General features: G+C 60.9%; 14 protein-coding genes. 5 read left to right on the top strand and 9 right to left on the bottom strand.

Translation table 11 applies throughout. The features are described from left to right. Positions 1–181: 181 nt before the first annotated feature. The 7 genes from HB376_RS39990 to HB376_RS39960 form a co-directional block, all read right to left on the bottom strand. Complete coding sequence (locus HB376_RS39990) at positions 182–1,423, bottom strand: cytosine permease (protein ID WP_213769206.1); 1,242 nt, start codon at positions 1,421–1,423, stop codon at positions 182–184. A 28-nt stretch (positions 1,424–1,451) separates the two neighbouring features. Then, on the bottom strand, positions 1,452–1,844 hold the full coding sequence (locus HB376_RS39985; protein ID WP_213769205.1) for a glutamyl-tRNA amidotransferase: 393 nt from the start codon (positions 1,842–1,844) through the stop codon (positions 1,452–1,454). A gap of 63 nt (positions 1,845–1,907) precedes the next feature. Then, positions 1,908–2,867, bottom strand: a complete 960-nt coding sequence (gene arcC, locus HB376_RS39980) for a carbamate kinase (RefSeq protein WP_213769204.1) — start codon at positions 2,865–2,867, stop codon at positions 1,908–1,910. 19 nt (positions 2,868–2,886) lie between these two features. Beyond that, positions 2,887–4,290, bottom strand: coding sequence for a DUF1116 domain-containing protein (locus tag HB376_RS39975; protein WP_213769203.1), 1,404 nt, complete (start codon positions 4,288–4,290; stop codon positions 2,887–2,889). A gap of 10 nt (positions 4,291–4,300) precedes the next feature. Further along, positions 4,301–5,857: an acyl-CoA synthetase FdrA gene (gene fdrA / locus HB376_RS39970; RefSeq protein WP_213769202.1), complete on the bottom strand. Its 1,557-nt coding sequence runs from the start codon at positions 5,855–5,857 to the stop codon at positions 4,301–4,303. Between the two features lie 137 nt (positions 5,858–5,994). Then, positions 5,995–6,882 (bottom strand): DUF2877 domain-containing protein, encoded by an 888-nt coding sequence (locus tag HB376_RS39965; protein WP_213769201.1) that lies wholly within the window; start codon positions 6,880–6,882, stop codon positions 5,995–5,997. A gap of 16 nt (positions 6,883–6,898) precedes the next feature. After that, positions 6,899–7,567: a cysteine hydrolase gene (locus HB376_RS39960; RefSeq protein WP_213769200.1), complete on the bottom strand. Its 669-nt coding sequence runs from the start codon at positions 7,565–7,567 to the stop codon at positions 6,899–6,901. A 567-nt stretch (positions 7,568–8,134) separates the two neighbouring features. Between HB376_RS39960 and flhF the strand changes: the two genes are divergently transcribed. The 3 genes from flhF to HB376_RS39945 are packed head-to-tail and all read left to right on the top strand — an operon-like array spanning position 8,135 to position 11,531. Next, positions 8,135–9,844 (top strand): flagellar biosynthesis protein FlhF, encoded by a 1,710-nt coding sequence (gene flhF, locus HB376_RS39955; RefSeq protein WP_213769199.1) that lies wholly within the window; start codon positions 8,135–8,137, stop codon positions 9,842–9,844. Continuing rightward, on the top strand, positions 9,837–10,769 hold the full coding sequence (locus tag HB376_RS39950; protein WP_213769198.1) for a MinD/ParA family protein: 933 nt from the start codon (positions 9,837–9,839) through the stop codon (positions 10,767–10,769). Before flhF ends, HB376_RS39950 begins: the two co-directional genes overlap by 8 nt. 30 nt (positions 10,770–10,799) lie before the next feature. Further along, positions 10,800–11,531 carry an RNA polymerase sigma factor FliA gene (locus HB376_RS39945; protein WP_213769208.1) on the top strand — a complete coding sequence of 244 codons (732 nt, stop codon included), beginning with the start codon at positions 10,800–10,802 and terminating at the stop codon, positions 11,529–11,531. Between the two features lie 31 nt (positions 11,532–11,562). Here HB376_RS39945 and HB376_RS39940 read toward each other — a convergent pair whose 3' ends face one another. Then, positions 11,563–12,654, bottom strand: coding sequence for a GGDEF domain-containing protein (locus tag HB376_RS39940; protein ID WP_213769197.1), 1,092 nt, complete (start codon positions 12,652–12,654; stop codon positions 11,563–11,565). A gap of 300 nt (positions 12,655–12,954) precedes the next feature. Here HB376_RS39940 and HB376_RS39935 point away from each other — a divergent pair, with 300 nt between their 5' ends. Then, complete coding sequence (locus HB376_RS39935; RefSeq protein WP_255631873.1) at positions 12,955–14,049, top strand: aromatic ring-hydroxylating dioxygenase subunit alpha; 1,095 nt, start codon at positions 12,955–12,957, stop codon at positions 14,047–14,049. 192 nt (positions 14,050–14,241) lie between these two features. Here the strand turns inward: HB376_RS39935 and HB376_RS39930 are convergent, their stop codons facing one another. Continuing rightward, a complete protein-coding gene (locus HB376_RS39930) occupies positions 14,242–14,703 on the bottom strand; it encodes a hypothetical protein (protein WP_213769196.1) in 462 nt (153 codons plus the stop codon). 130 nt (positions 14,704–14,833) lie between these two features. On the opposite strand from HB376_RS39930, the gene HB376_RS39925 reads away from it, so the two are divergent. Continuing rightward, complete coding sequence (locus HB376_RS39925) at positions 14,834–15,079, top strand: hypothetical protein (protein ID WP_213769195.1); 246 nt, start codon at positions 14,834–14,836, stop codon at positions 15,077–15,079. Positions 15,080–15,298: the final 219 nt, after the last annotated feature.

Raw genomic sequence — 15,298 nt, 5'->3', positions numbered from 1 at the left:
CAGCAACCCGGCATTGACCCCGACCGCTAACCCCAGAACCGACCACCCCAGCGATGACCCCGCCCACTAACCCCAGAACCTGACACCCTGGCATCGACCCCGGCCCACCAACCCGAAAACCCACCCCCAGCCCACCAAGCGCCAGCGCCCCCACCCGAGTGCGAACAAAAACCAATTCCACTTAAAGCCGCGAAGCGACCCCCCGCAACCGCGTAACCCGGCTAAAAATCGCATAACAAGCACACGCGACAATAATCGAATCAAGCGACGGGATGCTCGTGAAGGAAAAAACGCCCTTCACCGTCATAAACCCGACCAGCGACCCGATGATCCACGCAACGAACGTAAGCACCTTCACTTGAGGATCAGTAGTGAGCAAGCGCGCGTCATACCCGCCTCGCCGATAAAGCAAAAAGTCGGCGATATAAATCCCAGCCACCGGCGGCGTCGCGATCCCCAAAAAAAGCAGGAACGGGATGAACCACGCCATGATGTCCATGCTCCCGACAATGACCGCCAGCACGCCCAGCACGACAGTGATCTGCCATTTCGGAAACCGCGTGAACAAGGTCGAAACGACCAGCGTGCCTTGAAACATATTCCCGGCATTCCCCGTAACGGTCGCAAAAATGAGCAGCAACGCGGCCGGCAGCACGGCCCCGAACACAGCCATCGCGCCGAGCAAGGAAGCTTTCCCTGATATGCCGCTCGGCGTGGCGCCCGCCCAATACAACAACGGATAAGCGATCAGGAACGTCAGCACCGCGCCAATCAACGCATGCTTGCGGTCGTGAACGAAACTGCCGAAATCCGGCAGCGTGGCCACCAGCACAATAATCGTCCCGACAACAGTGGAAACGGCCACGCCGGTATTCATATCGGTGAATCCGGCTGGCACCGGGACCATCCCGTGCGCCGCGACATAAACGCAATAACAAAGCATCAACGCAATGACAGGTATGGCGAACTGAGCCACCTTCCCAAGCAGTTCGAAACCAAACGCCGTAGCGGCCACAAAAATCACGCAACCCACCGCAACCAGCAGCGGCACGGGTATTTCAAAGCCCTGCTGCGCCAGCAGATCGTGCACCGAATGCCCAAACATATTCGCGGTCACGGCGATCCACCCGAACAAACTGATCGCGAGCAGGATGTTGATGGCGATCGCCCCTTTTTCGCCGAACGGATATTTGACGATACCGTAGGTTGGCAGCCGCGCCTTCTCGCCGACGCAAATCGTGATCGTGGAAAGGATGGTCAGGATAATGCCGCCGATGACCACCACTTTGATCAACGCCAGACTTGATAACTGGCTCCCCAGACTGGAGGAGGAGAGTAAAACCGGCGTAATGGCAATGCCCAATAAAATCATGGCAATGCGGTACCCGGGCGCCGTATTCGGGCCTTCGTCAGTGTCGCGCATACAAATGTTCCCCGGAGGTTTCGAACGGTCAGGCGGAATGGAAATGGCCGGTATAGGCACGCCAGCTTCCGTGCGCGGTGATGTCCTTCTGGTTTTCAACCAGCCAGGGTTCGGCCAGCACGCCCAACACCTGATTGCCGTCGCGAAGCGTCACCTTGCCGATCGCCAGACCCGCCGGTTCGCTCAACAACAAAGCGGCAAACGACGCGAGCGGCAATTCCCAGACCTCGAGCGCGACAGAGGTTCCGCCGGCTGCCACGCGGATCATTCCCGGATGACGATCGCCAATGCTCCAGAGCCGGTAATGCGGATCGGTGTGATCTTCACGCAAGAACACGCCGCCCGCCGCGATCATGTTGCCGTTCAGTTCAAGCCCGCGCATGAGCGTGCCGTTGACGGCCAGCAATGTAGTTTTGTTCATCTGTCTGCCTTCGTTCTTCAATGAAATTCGTATTGCTAAGTTAAATTCACACGACACGAACCGCTATTGCGTGATCCACGTCCCGGTCTTGCGATCGAGCGCACGCTTGATCGCTTCCGGACTGGTAATCAAGCCCTTGCCGTGTCCGCCATGCGACCGGCTATGGGTAACGAATCGCATGATTGCTTCCACTTTGGGCAGCATGCTTCCCGCGCCAAACTGATCTTGCGAGATCAGTTCCTGCGCTTCGGCCAGGCTAAGCGTGTCGAGCCAGCGCTGTTCCGGCTTGCCGAAATTGATCGCCACCTGTTCAACGCCTGTGGGAATCAGAAGGAGATCGGCACCCAATTGTTCGGCGAGAAGCGCCGAAGCCAGGTCCTTGTCGATGACCGCTTCCACACCCGAGATCTGATGGTGTTCATCGACCAGAACCGGAATGCCGCCGCCGCCGCATGCAATCACCACGCACCCCTGCGCAAGCAGCCTAGCGATGACCTCCCGCTCCATGATCTCCAGTGGCTGAGGCGACGCCACGGTCCGGCGCCAGCCTCGTCCGGCATCCTCCATCAGCGTCCATCCAAGTGACTTTTGGCGCTGCAGCGCGGTGGCTTCATCGAGGAAAGCGCCTATTGGTTTGCCCGGTTTGAGAAACGCCGGATCGTCGCGGCTGACACGCGTCTGGGTCACAACCGTGACCACTTGCCGATGAATCCCGCGACGCCGCAACGCGTTGCTCAACGCCTTTTGAAACATGTAGCCAATCGCGCCCTGCGTATCGCCGACGGCGTAGTCCAGGGGCACCGGCCGGACTTCATCGGCGGCGAGTTCTGAGCGGCGCAGGATAAAACCGACTTGAGGTCCGTTGCCGTGCGTCAGCACCAGATCCCATCCGGCCTCGATCATGTCGGCAATGTGCCCCGCACTTTCGACGACCGCGTCATATTGGTCAGGAATACTATCGTGTTTATCGTCGCGGATCAGCGCGTTGCCGCCGACCGCGACAATTGCCAGAGGCTTGGTCATGATGCGTGTCCCGTATGGTTTAAACGTATTCGGCGAGCGCGCGAATCGCTTCGATGAAACCCGGCATCGGCGCCGTGGTAATGCCCGCGCCAATCTGCCCGACGCCAGCCTCCTTGTGCGCAATCCCGGTATTGATGATCGGCAGGATGCCGCGATCAACCACCTTGCGGGCATCAATACCCGCGGCGGTCGGCGCGAAATTCAGGGCGGGAAGCGTGAACGCGGGATTGCCGCCCAGCGTGATGGCCTGCATGCGACGGCTGTTGCTGGTGGCGTCCGCCGGCGTGCCGCCCACGAACTTGACAATCGCCGGCGACGACGCCATGGCGAAGCCGCCCACGCCCGCCGTCTCGGTGATCGCGCTGTCGCCGAGATCGGCTGCGGCGTCTTCCACGCCATAGCCCGGGAAGAACAAACCTTCCACTGGATTGGCGGGCGCCTGGAACCATCGGTCGCCCGTGCCGGACATGCGGATACCGAAATTCACGCCGTTGCGCGCCATGACCGTGATCATTGAACTGAAGGGCACGTTGTGGGCCGCATCGGTCATGGCCTTGCACGCGGCCATCGAGAGGTTGAGGAAGAAGTGATCGTTGCCCACGATGAACTCCGTCACGCGCTGAATCCGCTCGATCGGCAATCCGGTCGATAGCAACGCGGGAATCAGGCGCTTGATCAGGAGGCCGGTGGCGGCCGCATTGCGGTTATGGACTTCGTCGCCCATATGCAGCGCCTGCGCCATCATCGGCTTCAACTCCACTTCGCCCAGCACCTTCAACGCAGCCTTCAATGCCGGCGCGAGTTCCTGGGTCATCCAGTGCAGGCGGTCGAGCACTTCGCCGTTATTGGCGCCGAAACGCAGCACCTTGCCGAGCCCTTCGTTGAAGTTACTGAAGGCACGGCGGCCGTTAGTCTTGTTCTCGATCACCCATAGCGGCATGGACGGGCTGATGATGCCCGCCATGGGGCCGACGGCCTGATAGTGGTGACACGGCTCGAAGTCGATCGCGCCATCCGCCGCCAGCCGCTCGGCGGCTTCGTGGGTCGTCGCCCATCCCTCAAACAGGATCGCGCCGACAATCGCACCCTTCACCGGTCCGCACATATCGGCCCAGTCGATCGGCGGCCCCGCGTGGAGGATCAGCTTGCGATGCGCCATCGCGCTGATCGCTTGCGCTGCGCTCATGACATCGACGAGCACGGGCTGAGCCGCGAGATATTGCTGGAACGCCTGGACGTTGGCCTGCTCGACCAGCGGATGGCGAATCAGCGATGCCAGCGCCAGTCCCGCGTCTACATCGCCGAGAGCCGGCGGCTGCCAGCGCAGATCGGTGACGTCGCCGCCGGCTAGCGCCAGGTTATCGGCGAAACTGCTCAAGCCTGCATTCACCACGGTCAGTGGCTGGTTAAATAGCGTGTTCATCATGGTCCCGTTATTTTTGCGCCTGAAGGTGGGCGACGTGGCTCGCCCAGAGCGCCGCCTGCGCGTTGCAACCGGCGACGAGAACGCCGGCTTCGCGCAAGGTATCGACCTGACGGCTTCTGACTTGTGGATCGGCTTCCGTGCCGCAGACGTGCGAGATCAGGACCGGCAGGTCGCGGCCAGCCGCCTGAAGGCGCGCGTGTTCGATCAGCTCCAACAACTCGCGGGCGGGTTCTGTCGATGCGCCATAACCCAGCACGAGGTCGAACAACACGACAGCGGTTTGCGGGTCGTTCAGCTCCGCAAGGATCCGCTGGTTGCGCAGCGTGGGATCGATCATGGGATGCGGACGGCCGCGCGTGAAATCGTCATCGCCCATGTCGACGAGTGTGTGGCCCGTGCTGTGCCAGATATCCTCGAGCTTGCTGTTGGACGCAACCGGCGTATTCGACGACGCGGCGAAGCCGCGTTGCCGGCATAACAACTGGCTCTCATAGCAAAAGGTGCCACCCGCGAACACACCGCGGATGAAGCGCCGGATGGGCCGCAAGGTACGGCTGTAATCGTGGAGACGACCGGCGTCGGGCGTGCTGACCTCGGCCACCGTAGGCGGCAGTTGGGCGCCCGAGAGCAACGCGACGGCGAAGCCGGCGGCATCGGCGAGGGTGTATGCGGGGGTGATTCCCGGCACGTTCATATCTTCCGGCCGCGCGCCCAGGAAGTTGACGACGACCGGCTTGCCCGCCGCGCGCGCCCGCGCCAGGATCTTTTCCGCGACTGCCGGAGCAGGCGGTTTGGAGATCAGCACGATCACATGGGTGTCGGGATCTGCGCTCAGCGCATCGAGGCCGTACAACATGGAGATCCCGCCGATCGATTCGTGCAGGTCATGCCCGCCCGTGCCGAGCGCCTGCGAAATCCCGGCGCCCAACTGGTCGATACGGCACGTCACCTCCTGCAATCCGGTGCCCGACGCCGCCACTACGCCAATCGACCCGCGCCTCACCACATTTGCAAAGCCCAACGGCAGCCCATTGATAATGGCCGTCCCGCAATCGGGTCCCATCACCAGCAGGTTTTTCTCAGCCGCGAGGGTCTTGATGTCGCGCTCGTGGGCGAGGCTGACGTTGTCGCTGAAAAGCATGACCGACATGCCCAGACGCAGCGCCTTGATCGCCTCGGCGGCGGCGTAATCGCCGGGAACGGAGATCAGGGCGAGATTCGATGCCGCCTCCTGTTCCACCGCCATTTCGAGGCTGGCAAGCGGTGGCGGACGCACGCCGTCGCCGCTTGACTCCTCCGGCTTGCTGTTCAAACGCTCTTCCGCGATAACGAGCGCACCGTCGCACGCCGCGATTTCCCCGCGCACCGCGATGACGAGATCGTTCGGGCCGGCTGTGCAGCCGTCGTCCAGAGCCGCGTCCCGCAATTGCGCGAGATTCGTGCTCGTTCCCATCACCACCGAAGCCTGCTCGATGCCGGCGAGTTTGGAGATGTGCGCGGATATCTGCATCAGGGAGACGGAGTCCTGATACATGTTCTTGAAGACCTTGGTTCTTATGCTCATTTCAGCTTCCGGTAATCGTTACACTTGCCTGGTCCAGATTCGGCCGAGTGCCCGCCTGGCGAACCCGGCGTTGCACGCGCCGGATGCCATCAATCTGATTAACTCGATAATGGTTTTCAACTAATCCGTATAAAGGATCAAATCATTTCTTTCTGCTCAACCTTTCCAAGCGCTTTTATTCCGTGCAGGAACCCTCCGAGACAATCCGCGCCAGATGACGAACCGAATTTCATGACATTGATTGCCGAAAGTTTCACATCTGCCGGTGGGCTTCCGTGAATCAGGACAGTCGTCAAATGGTCGATCGACTGTGAATAGTGTCCCTGCAACGCAAGCGCCAGATAATGCCGGCTGATACTGGTCGTCCGGTGAAGCTGGTTCTTTATTGCCGGACGCAATAGTTTCAAATGGGCGGATATGGCTTCCAGATGTTGCCACGGCCATAACGACGCCAGATAACCCAGCAGATAGTCGTCGCCGTCCGGCGTCAGCCCTGCTCCGTACCCAATCAGTTCCGAGACGCCGCTTTCCAACTCCGCCTTGGTGTCGCCGAGGTTCAAGCGCGGTATGCGCCCCCCTGGCGGCCAGCCCGGCAGCAATTGCAGGCTGCTGCGCACCTCGCGTTCCAGGCAGTACTCCAACAACTGGCTCGCCAGCAACGGATAAGCCGCCAGCAACGCGTTCGGCGAATGGCCGCCAGACCCCCGATCCGTTTCGGGTCGCCAGCACGGCGCCCTGCTCAGGTTCGCGCGCCAGAGTGTGCCGCGCAACTCGTTGTTCTCGAGCGTGATGGGCTGCCGGGAGTGCGCCTGATGGCGCCAATCCCAGCCTGGCGGCGTCGACAGCCTGATCGCCGTGGGCAGGTTCTGATAGCGCGGACTCAGCAAGGTCAGCAACTCGCCGCTCGCCGACGACATGTTCATTGCGTGCTGGAAACAGCTGTGAACCCAGAACCGCAGCGTCTCGCGCGGCCCGTGCTCCGCCATATAGCCAACCGAGCACACGGTGAACGTCAGGAGTGCCATGGCTGCCCGGCCGGCTTCAGCCGCGCAAGCCGTCGACAACGGCCGCGGCGTCGCTGACCCAGCCGAAGATTGCGCCCTGCGCCTGGATCATCTCCAGCGCTGATTTCTGGAATGCCGGGAAATACGATCCGACGCAATCCGCCGGAATAATGCATTCGTAGCCGCGGTCATTCGCTTCGCGAACGGTCGTGGTCACGCAGACCTCAGTTGTCACCCCGCACACAATAAGCGTCTTGATTCCGTGGTTCTGCAGGACCAGTTGCAGGTCGGTTTCATAGAACGCGCCCTTGCCGGGTTTGTCGATGATAGGTTCGCCAAACGTTGGATACAGTTCGGGAATGATGTCGTGCCCTGCCTCGCCGCGAACCAGGATGCGGCCCATGGGGCCGTCTGTGCCAATGAATGTCTTGCCGCCGCGCGTCAGTTTCGCCGGCGGGCAATCAGCCAGATCGGCACGGTGGCCTTCGCGCGTATGGATGACCAGCAGCTTCGAATCACGCGCGGCCTTCAACACTTTCCCGCACGGGACAATCGCGGTGCGCACCAGGGAAACGTCATTTCCCAAGGCTTCGCCAAAACCTCCCGGTTCAACAAAATCCCGCTGCATGTCGATCATGACCAATGCAGTTGTTTGTGGATCGAACGGAAGCGGGAATGGTTGTGCGTGAAATAGTTTTTGAGCCATTTGGATATTCCTTGATTAATGTCAGGACGTGAAATGCTTGCTCTGCTATTGCAATTTATTTGAATTGTCCTTCGATTTATTATAGGTAGGTTCGCCCTGACGCACGATAGATATTTCACCGACTTAACTATTGTTCATCGATTTTCAAGCTTGATTAAAGTCGTTTCAAAAACTTAATAAAATCATTATCACGAACTGCCCGGCGCGGTGTTGCGCAATAATAAGACGGCAGATGAAATAATCGTCTCGACCCCGCTGTGGAATAACATGGCGGGTAATAAAACAATTAATGAAGTTTTTCGTCGCCGTTTTTGCAAATATCAGCGCAATTGTCTGATGTTTGATCCGGCACGCATTTCCCCGATGCGGCCCGTGCGCCGCCCCCGTCATCGATCTCCCGAATTACCCCGCTTTCTCGGCTCTTATCAGCCGATGGCCCGCCAGCCGCCCTTGCAATAATTCATTCATGGCAGCCACCGTGCATGGGACCAGAGTAAGGCGCTCAAAACGTGACGCAACCGGTCAATCGCAACAGATCAACGTGGGCGCGAGCTCATCGGGGGGTAAATGAACATCCGCAAATTCATCGGTGCCACGAGTCGCGACGCGTTCCGGGTCGTCCGTGAGGCACTGGGCCCCGATGCGATCGTGTTGTCGAACCGGGTGACCGAAGACGGCAGCGTTGAGATCGTTGCGGTTGCGGACGGCGACCTCGCGCAGATCTCCCCGAAAGCTGCCGCCGAGCATCGCGAAATGAAGCTGAAGACGTTGGCCGGAAACCAATCACACGCGCAGTCACATTCGCAGTCCCACTCGAATTCGAACGGGGGTTCGAACCCGTACGCCAGCGGCGATGTCTTTTCGTCGGTGTTCGGCGCCAATCCCGAACCGCTGGATGACATGGAGCCTGAAGCGCAAGCAGATGACACGTCGTTCACGATGGCCGAATCGAATCCCTGGTTGATCGAGCATGCGCGCCGGGTGGCGCAGTCGGCCGCTGAAAGTGCGCCGCAACGCGCGCTGAGCGCATCGGCGGCAATTGCGAAGGGATTAGGGAGTCCTGTTTCCGTCACGTCGCAGGAATCCGCGCAAGCCCCCGGATGGACACGCGAAGCGGCGTACCTCGCCGCTCGCCGCGCGGAACAAAAAACCGCGCAAATACACGCCCAGATCCAGCCGCAAGTGCACACGTCCTCGGCCCAAACCGCCAGTTCGATGCAGGAAGGCGCATTCGCGGGCTTGCCGGCATCGGCGGCGGCCGCTGTTACCGAAGCCATCCGCACTCGCATGGAGCAAGTCGTGAACGACACCGTCATGCATGAACTTTCGTCAATGCGCGGCATGATGGAAGAGCACTTCGCCGGCTTGCTGTGGGGCGATCGCCAGCGCCGCAGCCCGAATCACGCCGAGCTGACCAAGCGCCTGTTCGCCGCCGGTTTCTCCGCGCAACTGGTGCGCTTGATGATCGACAACATGCCGGAGATTGAACAAGCCGAAGCGTCGATGCAATGGGTTCAGCAAGTGCTCGAAAACAACCTGCCCGTCATGGACAGCGAAGAATCGATGATGAACCGCGGCGGCGTCTTCGCGCTGATGGGCCCGACGGGCGTGGGCAAGACCACCACCACCGCGAAGCTCGCCGCGCGCTGCGTGATGCGCTTCGGCGCCAGCAAGGTCGCGCTGCTCACCACGGACAGCTACCGGATCGGCGCACACGAACAACTGCGTATTTTCGGCAAGATCCTCGGGGTATCGGTGCATGCGGTGAAAGACGCAAGCGACCTGCAACTCGCGCTCTCCGAACTGCGCAACAAGCACATCGTACTGATCGATACGATCGGCATGAGCCAGCGTGACCGCACTGTCGCCGATCACATCTCGATGTTGTGCGGCGCCGGCCATCCGGTGCAGCGCCTGCTGCTGCTGAACGCAACCAGCCACGGCGATACGTTGAACGAAGTCGTGCAGGCCTACCAGAGCACGCCGGACCAGCCGCCGCTCGCGGGCTGCATCCTGACCAAGCTCGATGAAGCCACGAATTTGGGTGGCGTGCTCGACACCGTGATCCGCTACAAGCTGCCCGTGCATTACGTATCGACGGGTCAGAAGGTGCCGGAAAACCTGTACGTCGCGACCAAGCGCTTCCTGATCAAGAGCGCCTTCTGCATCCCGCGCGATGGCTCGCCGTTCGTGCCGCAAGACGACGACGTGCCGGCGCTCCTGTCCGCGCTCTCCGCGCGCGCTTCCACTGAACTGCATGAGGTTCACTTTGGATAAGTTCGCGTCCGATCAGGCCGAAGGCTTGCGCCGTCTGCTGACACGCAACGGCTCCCGGGTCGTGGCGGTGTGCGGCGCCCCGGCAGGTGGATTGGGGGGCACCGGCAATACCTCGACGGTCGTCAACCTGGCTTCCGCCCTCGCCGCGCAAGGCAAGGATGTGCTGGTGATCGATGAGCGCCAGAACGCGTTGTCGGTGAGCCAGTTGGCGAAGGTGCCGCCCAACGGCGCACTGGGCGCGGTCTTGTCCGGCAAGCGTTTTTTGCAGGACGCCGTCACGCGCACGCCGTTTGGCTTTTCGGTGATCGCCGCGCCTCGCGACGAACGCATCAGCCAGGACGCCGCGCATTGCCGGGTGTTGCTCGACGGACCCGCCGATATCGTCCTGATCGATACCCAGCTCGATCGCAGCGGCGCGCTGTCAAGCCTGGCCGTGCAAGCGCACGACTTCGTGATCGTGACCCGCGTAGCGCCGGTCGCGATCACCGAGGCGTACGCCTGCATCAAGCGTCTGCACTACGCGCATGCCATCGGCCGGTTCCGGGTCGTCGTGAATCACGTGAAGAACGGCGCCGATGCACAAATCGCCTTCGATAACCTCGCGGACGTCGCCAGCCGCTATCTCTCGGTGCAACTCATGCCGGCGGGTTGCGTGGCCGAAGATCCGCGCGTGACGCGAGCGCACGAGCTGTCGCGCTGCGCGGTGGAAGCTTTTCCGGCGACGGCCGCCGCCCGGGATTATCGGCAGATCGCCGCCGAATTGCAGTACTGGCCGATGCCACAAGCGTCGCAGTTTGAATGGCCCGTGCAGACCTTGTTTGCGGAAACGCAGCCTGGGTTGGAGTACTCGATCAACTCCGGCGCGGCACGCCGCACCGAAACGCCATTGATGCAGCTTGCGATGAGCAGCCCCGCGTCCGTGTGATGCCGCAGGAGAAGGAACAAGGTGAACGCGATGTATAACGCCCAGGGAAAACTGTCACAGGCCGAGGTCCTGACCCGCTACGCACCGCTGGTGCGCCGGCTCGGCCTGCAACTCGTGGCGAAAATGCCGGCCAGCGTCGATCTGGACGACCTGATCCAGGCCGGCATGATCGGCTTGCTGGATGCCGCGAGCCGCTATAAAGAAGATCAGGGCGCGCAGTTCGAGACCTACGCCAGCCAGCGCATTCGCGGCGCGATGCTCGACGAACTGCGTGCCAACGACTGGCTGCCGCGCAGCATGCGCAAGACCTCGCGCGAGGTGGAATCGGCGGTGCACAAGGTCGAGCAGCATCTCGGCCGGTCGGCGAGCGAACAGGAAGTGGCTGAGCATCTGAACATGCCGCTCGTCGAATACCAGTCCATGCTGCAGGATCTGCATGGCAGCCAGTTGATCTATTACGAAGACTTCGATCGTTCTTCCGATGACGAGCCGTTTCTCGACCGTTATTGCGTCGATAAAGCCGACCCGCTCTCCGCGCTGCTCGACGGCAGCTTGCGCTCGGCGCTCGTTGAGGCCATCGATAAATTGCCTGAACGCGAAAAGCTGCTGATGAGCCTGTATTACGAGAAGGGGTTGAATCTGCGCGAGATTGGCGCCGTGATGGAAGTCAGCGAATCGCGTGTGTGCCAGTTGCACAGTCAGGCCGTCGCGCGTCTGCGGGCGAAGTTGCGGGAACAGGCGTGGTCGGGCGTGGAGGCTTGATGCCCAGCCGCTGAAGGCCGGTGAACGCAGATCAGGTTTCGAAATCCGTGCTTTCGGCGAACACCGTCTGGCCTTTGCCCAACGCCTTGGCGCGATACATCGCGCGATCGGCGGCGCGCATCAGCACGGCAATATCCCTGTAGCCGGTGCTCAGGTCCGGCGAAATCACGCAAGCACCAATACTCGCCGATAGATTCACCACCCGGTCCTGCACCGACGTCATTTCCGCCAGCACCGCGTGTACGCCGTTTGCCACCGTTTGCACGGCATGGTTGCCGGTCACATGCCGCGCCAGTACGACGAATTCATCGCCGCCGAGCCGCGCGACTGTATCGGTGGCTCTTACCCTTCTTGCCAGCAGCGCCGAGAAAGTTTGCAGCACGACGTCGCCGACTTCGTGGCCGTAGGTATCGTTGACTTCCTTGAAGCCGTCGAGATCGATCAGCAGCAGCCCGGTTGCGCCTTCCTGTCCCGTCGATATCGCCATCACCGCCCGGCCGATAGTCTGTTCCAGCATGTAGCGGTTGCTCAAGCCCGTGAGCGGGTCGGTGCCGGCCTTGAGCGCGAGGTCGCGGTTCGCGCTGCCGAGGCGGCCGATCAGCACCGCGAGATAGACCGACGCCCCGAGCGCGCTCAAGCCAATCCCCAGCGCCGCGGACCGGTTGATCATCCACCAGGGCTGCAAGACGGACAACGCGACGATTCCCACCAGTGCCGTTCCACACGACAACGCCAGCGCGCGCTTGCCGTAACGCCCGCCCGCGCCGATCAGGAAGAGAAAGACGGCCCACAGCATGGGCAATGTGAGCGCCCCACCCGCGCCGAGAACCACGGCGAGCAGTGCCTGGTCAGCGACGGTCGTGAATGCGAGCCGCAGAGTCGACTGCCGCTGCATTTGGCTGATGATTAGCCGGGTCGTGACGCCGTAGATCAGATAGAGCGCGAGCGCATGGAAACTGGCGATAGCGGCGGGCGTTGGAACGGACCACGCCAGCGCGCCGTACACGGCCGTTGCGAGGCCGCCCAGTATGACTCGGAGCGTTGCCTGCTCTTTTTCCGGATCGAGATAAGGCAACCACACGTAACCACGCTGCCGGTGGAAGGGGTCATTCACCTGCCCCATTCTGAGTCTCCCTGATGACGATTCCCGAAGTGCTGATCGATGCCGCGTTTTCTGCAGTGACTGCGTAGTGCAGAATTGCAATCGTACTGCGTCGTAGAAAAGTGGCTGAAAACAGCGCGATTCGGCGAAATTCGTGGCGGATTAATGCTGAGTTCGTGTGATCGATATCGAATGAAGTAGTACGCATTCGGCGCGCCAGGGCGTTTTTGGCGGCTTGCGTTTCCCCCTGGGTTGTTTTCGAATTGTTGTTTGAATCGTTAATTTGAATCGTTATTTACTACGTAGGTTTTTTGACGCCCGATGCAACCCTTTGAACCCGCTTCTTCCACTGACGGCATGAATGCTGCCGATGACGTCCACTCCGCGCCCAATGCCGCGTTGCTCGGCGAATGGCTGCCTGTATGTAATAGCGCCGATGTGCCCGCCGGGGAATCGCGAGGGTTTGTGGTCGCGGGCGAACGGCTGGTGGTCTGGCGCAACGCGTCGGAGGCTGACGTTCCGGCAGCGCAGCCCGATATGTTTACCGATGCCCACGTCTGGCGCGATCTCTGTCCGCATCGCGGGGCGCAGTTGTCGTTGGGCTCGGTGACAGGCGGCGTGCTTGCCTGCCCTTATCACGGCTGGCGCTACGACGCCGACGGCCAGTGCATCCACATCCCCGCCAATCCTTCAATACGTCCCACGAAGCGCGCTTGTGCGCGGACGTATCGTGTGGAGGAGAAATACGGTGTTGTGTGGACGTGTCTCGGCGAGCCTTCGCGTCCGCTTGATTTCTTTCCGGAGTACGCAGAGTACGACATGCCCGGTGCGCGCCGGATCAATCTCGCGGCGCAGACGGTGCGTTCATCGGCGCCGCGCGTGGTCGAGAATTTCCTCGATATGGCGCACTTCCCGTTCGTGCATACCGGCATTCTCGGCGATGCATCGCACGCGGAAGTGCAGGATTGCGAAGTGATTGAAACGGCGGGCGGCCTTGAGGCGCGGCAGTGTCGCTTCTGGCAACCTGCGGGGTTGCCGGGACAGGAGGGCGTGGATATTGAATATGTGTATCGCGTGAAACGGCCGTTGGTGGCGAGTTTGTCGAAGGTGGCGCAGCACGGTGCGGGCGCGTTGCATTTGTTGCTGGTGGCGTCGCCGGTGAGTGAAACGGAGACGCGGGCGTGGCTGGTATCGGTGTTCGAGGACGAATCCACGCACTCCGATCAGGCGTTATATGACTTCAATATGCAGATATTGATGCAGGACACGCCGGTTGTGGAATCGCAATGGCCAAAGCGGTTGCCGCTCGATCCGCAGGCTGAGCTGCATCAGGTGTGTGACAGGTTGTCGGTGGGGTATCGGAAGTATTTGAGGGAGTGGGGGTGGGGGTATGGGACGGAGTTGAATGGGAGTTAGAAGCGGTGCTGTTCCGTTCCACTCGAACATCTCTGGGCATTGAAGGATGCTCGCGAATGGACACCACCGCGCCTTACCAAACGTCAGAAATATCGCGTAATAAGCGCCCGAGCAAATCCACAAAAGATCTCTAATACAAGGCCGTTAACGACGGTAGCGACTACTACACTCATCGGTCGTTCCAGCAAGAATTCACGCTAACCACTCGGAGCAATGCATGTCCATTTCAGCACTGACAGGATCGGCTGCTAGCGCCGAGCCGTGGGCGGTTAACCGCACGCGCGCAAACCAACAGACCGGAACTAGCGCGGATTCTTCGTCGGCCACATCGACAAGCAATTCCGATAGCACAAACCCCTTGGCGCAAGCGCTTTCCGCAGCGTTGTCCACGCTTGGATTCACGTCATCGAGCGATACCTCTTCAACCAGTTCGACGGCCGCAACTGATCCAACGTCCAGCGCTTCGGCGCCGTCGGCAACTTCGGTAGCCGCAGCTCTACAGCAATTTCTTGGCTCGCTGTTCCAGGCCGCTGGGCAACAGGGAAGCACAAGCCCGACATCGACGAGCACCAGCGACAATGACACTGCCACCAGTGCGATTTCGGCAACCGCCGCAACCACTGCCGGTTCAGCCGCAAACGCGGCGACCAGCACGGCTGCGACAACCGCGCCCGCTACGCCTTCTGGCGCAGCGCCGGCTCATCACGGGCATCATGGGCATGGAGGTGGCGGAGGTGGCGGAGGTGGCGATCTTGCATCCCAAATCGCCGATCTGGCTGATTCATTGACCTCCAGCTCAAGTAGCACTACTTCGGCTTCCACCTCGACCGGTTCATCGTCGGATCCAAGCAGCGCCAGCGGTCTGACGTCGGATTTTCAGAATCTGCTTTCAGCGTTGGGTTCGACGTCCGGCTCGTCGACGAGCAGCACGAATACTCAGTTGCAGACGTTCCTGCAGAGTCTTGCGAGCAACCTGCAGCAGCAGGGTGCATCGAACGCCACCGGGATGTTCGTCAATACAGCGGTTTGAGGAGAAGTCCGGGCGAGGCGCGGGTATCGTCCGGTCGCGACTTTGGCTGTGTTCGGAGATGATGATGCTGCGGACTACACTTGGTTCACGCGCATTAGATGCAGTTCAGATGCAATGGGCGGGTGGCGGGACCGCGTGCTTATCGTCGCCCTGCTGATGTCGTTGATGGGTGAACGTCCATGGTTACGTTCTGCAATCTGCTGGCAGACGTAGTCAGAG

Origin of the sequence: Caballeronia sp. dw_19, from assembly GCF_018449515.1 — a bacterium.
Lineage (GTDB): Bacteria > Pseudomonadota > Gammaproteobacteria > Burkholderiales > Burkholderiaceae > Caballeronia.
Note: the sequence above shows the minus strand (reverse complement) of the source record. Positions and strands in the feature narration are given on the sequence as shown.

Bases quoted from the DNA above. Each gene is read 5' to 3' on its own strand.
- fdrA (WP_213769202.1), bottom strand. From the start codon at position 5,857: ATGAGCATAAGAACCAAGGTCTTCAAGAACATGTATCAGGACTCCGTC.
- HB376_RS39990 (WP_213769206.1), bottom strand. From the start codon at position 1,423: ATGCGCGACACTGACGAAGGCCCGAATACGGCGCCCGGGTACCGCATT.
- HB376_RS39935 (WP_255631873.1), top strand. From the start codon at position 12,955: ATGCAACCCTTTGAACCCGCTTCTTCCACTGACGGCATGAATGCTGCC.
- HB376_RS39945 (WP_213769208.1), top strand. From the start codon at position 10,800: ATGTATAACGCCCAGGGAAAACTGTCACAGGCCGAGGTCCTGACCCGC.
- HB376_RS39960 (WP_213769200.1), bottom strand. From the start codon at position 7,567: ATGGCTCAAAAACTATTTCACGCACAACCATTCCCGCTTCCGTTCGAT.
- arcC (WP_213769204.1), bottom strand. From the start codon at position 2,867: ATGACCAAGCCTCTGGCAATTGTCGCGGTCGGCGGCAACGCGCTGATC.
- HB376_RS39940 (WP_213769197.1), bottom strand. From the start codon at position 12,654: ATGGGGCAGGTGAATGACCCCTTCCACCGGCAGCGTGGTTACGTGTGG.
- HB376_RS39965 (WP_213769201.1), bottom strand. From the start codon at position 6,882: ATGGCACTCCTGACGTTCACCGTGTGCTCGGTTGGCTATATGGCGGAG.
- HB376_RS39975 (WP_213769203.1), bottom strand. From the start codon at position 4,290: ATGAACACGCTATTTAACCAGCCACTGACCGTGGTGAATGCAGGCTTG.
- HB376_RS39985 (WP_213769205.1), bottom strand. From the start codon at position 1,844: ATGAACAAAACTACATTGCTGGCCGTCAACGGCACGCTCATGCGCGGG.
- flhF (WP_213769199.1), top strand. From the start codon at position 8,135: ATGAACATCCGCAAATTCATCGGTGCCACGAGTCGCGACGCGTTCCGG.